The organism is Sodalinema sp. (assembly GCF_046483825.1).
Lineage (GTDB): Bacteria > Cyanobacteriota > Cyanobacteriia > Cyanobacteriales > Geitlerinemataceae > Sodalinema.
On record NZ_JAWOCL010000214.1, the window covers coordinates 1 to 8110 of the forward strand.

Below are 8110 nucleotides of genomic sequence, written 5' to 3' on the forward strand. Positions count from 1 at the left end.
AGGAACTCCGGGCTAGTCTTTAAAATTTCCTTGAGTGAAGACCGTCGGCCGACCTCGATCTGGGGCTGAGGCTGATGATGGGTGAATTTCCAGGCGTTTTCTAGGAGATTGGTTAACATCATCTCCATCAAGGAGGGGTCGGCGTTGAGGGTTAACTCGGGTGTAATCTGTAGCTTAACGGGATAGTCTGGATACGCTTCTTTTAATTGGCTGGCGATGGCCCCGGCTAACTCCGAGAGATTCACCCTTTGCAGTTCAATGGCGACCCGGGAGACGCGAGATAGACGCAAGAGATCATCAATCAGCTGACTCATGCGGCTGACATTGCGGCGAATGCGCTCAATGTAATCCTGCGCCTCTGCATCGAGGTGTTCGCCGTAGTCTTCGACGAGGGCCTGACTGAAGCCGTCAATGGCCCGCAAGGGGGCGCGTAAGTCATGGGAGACGGAGTAGGCGAAGGCTTCGAGTTCTCGATTGGAGGCTTCGAGTTGAGCGGTGGTTTTGAGTAGATGCAGTTCTTGCTGTTTGCGATCGCTGATATCTAGGATGGTCCCCATGATGTTAACCACCCGGCCCTGTTCATCGAGATTAGGCTCTCCCCGGGCCTGAATATAGGAGAGATGGCCATCATCATGGAGAACCCGACATTCTAAATCGTAGGGTTTTCCCTGTTCGAGAGCCTGTTGAACCAGCCGATGGTGTTCGGGGCGATCGTCGGGGTGATAGATTTGTAGGAGGTTTTCATAGTCCGGCGGCCCTAGGGTGATATCCTGCCCTAAAATGCGAAAGACTTCCTCCGACCAGGTAATGTCCCCTGTGGCCACGTCAAATTCCCAACTCCCGAGATGAGCAATGCGTTGCGCGGCTTGTAGGTGAAGTTGCCGTTTTTTCAACTCCGATTCGAGTTGTTTGCGAGCGGTAATATCTTGGGCGTTGGCGTAGATGAACTCACCATAGGGTTGAGCGTACCACTCGACCTGGCGATAGTTCCCCTGTCGGTCTCGATAGCGATTGACAAATCCCTCAACGGCTTCTCCTCGGTTGAGTTGGTTCATGGCGGTGAAGGTAGCCGGGTGATCGTCGGGATGAACGAAGTTCAGGATAGGTTGACCGAGTAGGCTGCGGCGGGGATATCCGAGAACCTTCTCCCAGGCGGGATTGACGCGATAAAACCGCCCTTGACGATCCATAATGGTGAGGAGGTTTAAGGAGGTTTCAAAGAACGGCGTTAGGTTATCGCAGAGGTCTGAGTCGGGGACGGATTCGGGGTGGAGGAGCGATCGCAGTCGCTGTCGACTCAGCAAGCCGCAGATCTGTTGGTCTTCGTCGAGTAGCAGCAAATAGGGAACCTCATGTTCGCGAAAGAGCTGTTGCACCTGTTCGATATCCTGAGGGTAGCATTCTTGTAAGCCGACAATGGGAACGAGGTGTTTCGGCTCAAGGGGCTGGTCTAAGGAGGGGGTCGCCGCGAGTTGTGCAATGATCGCGTCAGGGGTCAATATGCCCAAGGGTTCGCTTTCTGGACTTTGGTCCATCATCACTAAGACAGCGCCATCTCCCTGGCCGCTAACGGTCTTAGATTTTTCCACGAGGGCGATCGCCTCCCGCAGAGGTGTCTGCATCGAGATCCAGGGAGGGTGGCGCAGGATAGCAGAAGTCAACATTTTATCATTAATAATTTATAATTGACAATTGATGATTTATAATTGACAATTATAAACCTGAGAGTCACGGTTTAGATTGGATCCTGCGTCGGTGTGAAAGCCTTGTCAATTGTTCTTTTCAGACTCACTTGATGTCCTAGCTAATCGTTCCATGTTAGCCAATTTAACCGAATTGATCCAGGAACTCGGGCCGCGTCGATTCGTAATCGCTACAACCAATAGCGGCCTCGGAGGATGCGATCGTGGGATGAATCGGGCATTTGAGGCGATGGTCGTTGGTAAAATAGGCACAATTGGCACAGGGGATTTGGTGCATCATTTTGGCCCGGCGGTGGCTACTGCGGATCGCCGCCAAAATATTTCCTAAAATCATGAATACGATCGCCCAAGCACTAATAAAACAAATTGGCACTAAAAATGGCTCAATTGCCTTGATTAAGACATAAAGAATTTGAAACATGGCAGGAACGTGAGGTGAGGAAAATCTAATTTTTCTATTATATGCCAGTTGTTCGGTTCCTTCTAGCCCCAGATCACTCTTAAGCAAGGCTTAACTTTCGCATCTCTCGGGACTTGGGGGGGCGATCGCCCATTCCCCAGACCCAGACTGAGATTTGCTAGACTGTCAGCGTAGACATTCGATGTATCCGATGACCTCCTCCACCGCTGATACCACCCATTCCCAGTCTGAGACGATTCTGGAGAAACTGCGAGAGTTACCCGAGACGCAACAGCAACAAGTTTTAGACTATATCGAGTTTCTAGCCCAGAAATATCCGAAACCGCAACCGCGATCGCAAAAACCCCGTGTCGCCGGCCTGCATCGGGGAAAAGTTTGGATATCGGATGATTTCAACGATCCTCTTCCCCCTGAATACTGGAGTGGACAAGGATGAGGCTACTGCTAGATACTCATGTTTTTATTTGGTGGGTCGGCTTACCTGAAAAACTCTCCGAAAGGGTGACGACTCTGCTAGGGAACCGTGATAATGAGTTGTTTTTGAGTGTTGCGAGTGTTTGGGAGATGCAAATCAAACTCAAAAGCGGTAAATTGACGCTGGATTTGCCCTTAGAGGAGATGATTCTTAACCAACAAGAGGAAAATGACCTAAACCTATTAAATATCGATGTGGCCGATGTTTGGGTGTTAGATGGCTTACCGGTTCCCCATCGAGATCCCTTTGATCGTATGATTATTGCACAATCGATTCGTGCCGAGTTATCCCTAATGAGTGTCGATCGCCTGTTTGATTCCTATCCCATTAAACGGCTTTGGTGAGGGAGTTGTCGCCGCCAAACTAAGACCGATGGAGCTATTCTCCGTAAACCCGACCGGGAAACCGGAGTATAAGGGGTGCGATCGCCAGTACAATCAAGGCCTAACATAGTCGATAAGACAATCCATAGGAGCTTGGTTTATGACCCTACAACTCGGAGACATCGCCCCCGACTTTACCCAGGATTCCTCCGCAGGAACCATCAACTTCCACGAGTGGGCCGGCGATAGCTGGGTAGTCTTATTCTCCCACCCCGCCGACTACACCCCCGTTTGTACCACGGAACTCGGAGAAGTGGCGAAACTCAAAGGAGAATTTGAGAAACGCAACGCCAAAGTCATCGCCCTCAGCGTCGATGACAGCGACTCTCACAAAGGCTGGATTGGTGACATCGAAGAAACCCAAGGAACCGCCCTCAACTATCCCATTTTGGCCGACGCAGACCGCAAAGTCTCGGATCTCTACGGGATGATTCACCCCAAAGCCGATGCAAACGTCACAGTACGGACGGTGTTTGTCATCGATCCCAGCAAAAAACTGCGTCTGACGATTACCTATCCCCCCAGTACCGGACGCAACTTCCAAGAAATCCTGCGTGTCATCGATTCCCTACAACTGACGGACAACTATCAAGTCGCCACTCCCGTCAACTGGACTGATGGCGATGATTGCGTTGTTTCCCCCAAAATCGCCACGGAAGACGCGAAGAAACAATTTCCCAAAGGAGTCAAAGAACTCAAACCCTATCTCCGCATGACTCCCCAACCCAACAAATAAGCTAAACTCGTCGGGGCGAAACCGGTTTCGCCCCGAGTTAGCGTTTCCCCTACGCCTCGCGGACGCTGGGTTGGCCGTCTTTCACCTCACCGACGAGAATCACGTCAGCGGTATCGACAAATAAGCCATTTTCCAGAACCCCAGGGATATTATTGAGCGTTTTCTCTAACTCCGCCGGATTCTCAATCCCATTGGCGAACTTGACATCAATCACCAGATTTCCCTCATCGGTGACAACGGGGCCAGCTTTCTTAACCCCCATCCGCAACGTCGGTTCACCGCCGAGGCCTTCGATGGCCCGCATCACGGGAGTCATGGCCATGGGGATGACTTCCACGGGAAGCAAGAAGCTTAACCCCAATTTGTCAACCAACTTGGAGGAGTCCACCACCACGATAAACTGTTCGGCGAGAGAGTCGACGATTTTCTCGCGAGTGTGGGCCGCGCCACCGCCTTTAATCAGTTGTTTTTGAGGATCAACTTCATCGGCGCCATCGATGGCTACGTCAATGCGATCGACTTCATCGAGACTGGTGAGGGGAATCCCGTATTTTTTGGCTAACACGGAGGCTTGGAAGGAGGTGGGAATCCCTTTAATATCCTTGAGTTCTCCTTTTTGCAGCCGTTCGCCGATATATTGGATGGCGTAGGCGGTGGTTGATCCGGTTCCGAGTCCGACGATGGTTCCCGATTGTACGCGATCGGCGGCGGCTTTCCCCACCTGTTGTTTCATTAGGGTGACGGCATCATCACTCATGTTAGAATCCTCCAATCGATAGTATAGATGTCCTCAACACTTTACCGCGTTGTCAGTCTATCCTCTAAACGGTCACCGCTTGACGCTCTAGGACACGATTGAGTTTGCCACTTTGATAACCTTCGAGATCGAGGGTGACAAAGAGAAATCCCAATTCTTGTAGATGAGCCACGACTTGGGCTAAATCGCTGTTGAGGACAAAGTCTTGAATCACCTCAGGGGGGAGTTCGATACGAGCGGTATCCCCTTGAGAGCGAACCCGCAAGTTTTGCCATCCGAGTCCTCGCAGATAGACTTCTGCTCGTCCCACGCGCCGTAGTTTCTCGATGGTGATTTCTTCGCCATAGGGGAAACGGGAGGAGAGACAGGGTTGAGAGGGTTTATCCCACCAGGGAAGTCCGAGATGTTGGGAGAGTTGACGCACTTCGGCTTTGCTAATTCCCACTTCCGCGAGGGGCGATCGCGCACCGCGTTCTTTGGCGGCTTGGATTCCGGGGCGATAATCCTGCAAGTCATCGGCGTTGACACCATCAACGACGTAGGGATAGCCCCGTTGGAGGGCGAGGGGTTTGAGGGTATCATGGAGTTCACTTTTGCAGAAGTAGCAGCGATTGACGGGGTTGCTGGTGTAGTTGGGGTTTTCCATCTCCTGGGTGTACACCTCCTCATGAGCGATACCGATGGTCGCTGCCTGAATCCTCGCATCTTCGAGGTCTTCGGGGAGGAGGGAGGGGGAGACGGCGGTTATGGCCAGGGCGCGATCGCCGAGTACGTCATAGGCGACTTTAGCCACAAGGGTCGAATCAATCCCGCCGGAATAGGCAATTAATGCCCGATCCATGGTTTGAAAGAGGTCTTGAAGGCGATCGAGTTTTTGCATTACTATGGAAACGGCTATCAGCAAACTTAACGAGTCAATGCCTTGAGATGCCTCATCTGCTATCTCAAGTTACTCTCATTAGTTTAACATAGTTTAAGGTCTTGGACTGTTCCGAAAGTGAAGGTAAACATGTATAAAATTTTGACTGGCAACTACCGACAGGGTCATCTAGTTTTAGATGAAACCCTGGATTCAGATTGGGAAGGAAAGAGGGTTAACATTATTGTTTATGACGTTGAGGAGTCTTCGAATAAACAACAAAAGTTTTTTGATTTGGTTGACAAACAGTCTTTTGATTTGCCCCTGGACTACAGGTTTAATCGAGATGAACTTTATCCTTAATATCTGTGATGTCAAGCAAAATTTTTCGGGTCTTCAGGATATCGGTTTAAATTTGTTGCATGGGATACAAAATTGTAGGGGCGAAAAATTTCCCCTCCTGGGAGGGGTAGGGGTGGGTTATGCCCCTACCGCAACGGATGTAATCTCCCATAAATTCTCCTCTAGTATAACCCTCTACAAGCCTCAACAAACTGTTTGGCAAACGCCGGGTTACGGCGACAATGTTCATGAACATAGCTAGCGAGGCGATTTCCCAACACATAGCCTTGAGGAAAACTCCCCTTTATCTATTGTTGGGTAGCCACTCGCCGTCGTCTAGTCTTACGGTTCCTCCAATTCTCCAACTCCAGTGGGAAGCGTAATCTGAAACTCAGTTCCCTCTCCGAACTGGCTATGACACTCTAAGGTTCCTGAATGTTTCTCCATGACGATTTGTCGTGAGATGGGTAAACCCAATCCCGTTCCTTTACCCACTTCTTTGGTTGTAAACAACTTATCAAACATATTCTTTTTAACCATGTCAGTCATTCCGGTTCCATTATCCTGAATGCTAATCATGACCTGGTTTTCCGCTTCCAAATAGCGAGTTTTCACCACCAGCCGATTGTCAATCTCGTGATAACTGCGATCGCGGCTATTTTCCTCAACCGCATCAATGGCATTCCCGATTAGATTAGCAAAAACCTGATTCAGTTGTCCAGCATAAGCCTGAATGTTGGGCAACTCTCCATAGTCTTTAATAACATTAATAGCGGGGCGACAATCATTCGCTTTCAGTCGATGTTTCAGAATCAAGAGCGTGCTATCGAGTCCTTCATGAACATCATACGTAACCGGGAAGCGAGTATCACCACGAGAAAAACTCCGCAAACTATGACTAATATTCTGAATGCGGTTAACTCCTTCTCGCATTGAACTCAAAGATTTCGGGAAATCCTCCCGAATATAGTCTAATTCTATCGCCTCCATTTCCTCCAGAATCTCCTCATCTGCGTCAGGATATTTCTCTTGATACAAATCAATCAATCCCAACAAATCCTGGATATAGTCCAAGCAGGGATCAATATTCCCCTTCAAGAACCCCACAGGATTATTGATTTCGTGAGCCACCCCCGCCACTAAATTTCCTAAGGTGGACATTTTTTCACTTTGAACAATATGCAACTGAGCTTCCTGTAAATCTGTAAAAGCCTTCTGAGCCGATTCATAAAGCCGAGCATTTTCCAAAGAAATCGCCGCTTGGGAACAAATGAGATTAAGGAGTTTGATGCGATCGCCCGTAAACGCCCCAAACGTTAGATTGTTTTCGAGGTATAAAATTCCTCGTAACTTTCCTTGATGAATAATCGGCGTCACCAAAATACTTTTGGGCTGATATTTTTGAAAATATTCATCTTTCAGTAGGCCGACTTCTAGGGTTACATCAGCGATGATTCGAGGTTGCAACGTCCGTTTGACTCGATTAATCAAAGACATTGGCAGTTCGTCACAGTTATTTGAATCTTGGGACAAGAATAGCGGCGACGAGTCGCCCGAATTTGCCAAGGTAAACAGTTTTAAGTCTTGTTGTTCTTGCAATAAAAATAGGCAATTATCCGCTCCCGCATGAGTCACCACAATCGTTAAGAGGGTATGAATTAGCTTATTCAGTTCAATCTCTTCAGAAATCGTTTGAGAGACTTTAAGAATCGCCTCTAAATCCATCGCCTCAGAAATACTGCTCGACGAACCTCCCGACGTATGATGAGATGTCTTGGTGGTGCGTGATGACAGCTTCCCCGAATCCGAGGTTGAGGGGTGCAGAATTTGATCCAGGGATTCCGAAAAACGCCGTTCTAGATCCAGAACCTTGGCTTTCGCACCCCAGCGAGCATAGCCATAATAGGCTTCTTGCAAGTACGCCTCCGCTAGTTTAGTTTTACCCCACTCCCAATAAAACTGGGCGGCTCGTTCATTTGCTAAGGCTTCTTCATGAAGATATTGAGACGTTTTCGCCTGGGCGATCGCCCGATCATAATAGTCAAGTGCTTCAGCTTTATAGTCCAACACCCGAGCCATTTCCGCATCCAACAACAGCAGGCGATGTTGATGATTCATCGGTGCATAACGACTCCAATCCACCAGTTGCTCCCGGTAGCGTTGAACCCGTTCCCAGCATTGAGCCTGTTCCTGCATCGTTAACTCAGAATAAAGAGCTAACTCACTCAACGCCGCATAAAACTCAAACACGGGTGCAAAAAACGTCCCCGACAACGCCATCAAACACCCTTGAGCCTGACTCACATACTCCAGGGCGTTGCGATACTTGCCAAACCAATAGGCAAGCATTATTTTGTAAGTATAAAGATAAGCAAGTCCTGACAATTCATTATTTTGCTGATACTTGGGAATCACCTGTGTTTCGTCATAAGCC

The 8110-nt window shown here is 49.1% G+C and carries 8 protein-coding genes; 3 read left to right on the top strand and 5 right to left on the bottom strand.

Going from position 1 to position 8110, the window contains the following annotated elements; all coding sequences use genetic code 11:
- Positions 1-1664 (bottom strand): PAS domain-containing protein (locus R6U67_RS13790; protein WP_410253078.1); only part of this gene is annotated, 1664 nt, incomplete at its 3' end.
- Between the two features lie 163 nt (positions 1665-1827).
- Positions 1828-2124: a hypothetical protein gene (locus R6U67_RS13795; RefSeq protein WP_410253079.1), complete on the bottom strand. Its 297-nt coding sequence runs from the start codon at positions 2122-2124 to the stop codon at positions 1828-1830.
- A 190-nt stretch (positions 2125-2314) separates the two neighbouring features.
- Between R6U67_RS13795 and R6U67_RS13800 the strand changes: the two genes are divergently transcribed.
- From R6U67_RS13800 to R6U67_RS13810, 3 genes are all read left to right on the top strand, one after another.
- Entirely contained in the window at positions 2315-2560 is a 246-nt protein-coding gene (locus tag R6U67_RS13800; protein WP_410253080.1) for a DUF2281 domain-containing protein, read from the top strand.
- The gene (locus tag R6U67_RS13805; protein WP_410253081.1) at positions 2557-2943 is read left to right on the top strand and encodes a type II toxin-antitoxin system VapC family toxin; all 387 of its coding nucleotides are present in this window, start codon (positions 2557-2559) and stop codon (positions 2941-2943) included. The genes R6U67_RS13800 and R6U67_RS13805 overlap by 4 nt, the downstream gene beginning before the upstream one ends.
- A 139-nt stretch (positions 2944-3082) precedes the next feature.
- On the top strand, positions 3083-3718 hold the full coding sequence (locus R6U67_RS13810) for a peroxiredoxin (protein ID WP_410253082.1): 636 nt from the start codon (positions 3083-3085) through the stop codon (positions 3716-3718).
- A gap of 49 nt (positions 3719-3767) precedes the next feature.
- Here the strand turns inward: R6U67_RS13810 and rpiA are convergent, their stop codons facing one another.
- The 3 genes from rpiA to R6U67_RS13825 all read right to left on the bottom strand — a co-directional run.
- The gene (rpiA, locus tag R6U67_RS13815; protein WP_410253083.1) at positions 3768-4475 is read right to left on the bottom strand and encodes a ribose-5-phosphate isomerase RpiA; all 708 of its coding nucleotides are present in this window, start codon (positions 4473-4475) and stop codon (positions 3768-3770) included.
- Between the two features lie 64 nt (positions 4476-4539).
- A complete protein-coding gene (gene larE, locus R6U67_RS13820) occupies positions 4540-5361 on the bottom strand; it encodes an ATP-dependent sacrificial sulfur transferase LarE (RefSeq protein ID WP_410253085.1) in 822 nt (273 codons plus the stop codon).
- A gap of 657 nt (positions 5362-6018) precedes the next feature.
- Positions 6019-8110 (bottom strand): ATP-binding protein (locus tag R6U67_RS13825; protein ID WP_410253084.1); only part of this gene is annotated, 2092 nt, incomplete at its 5' end.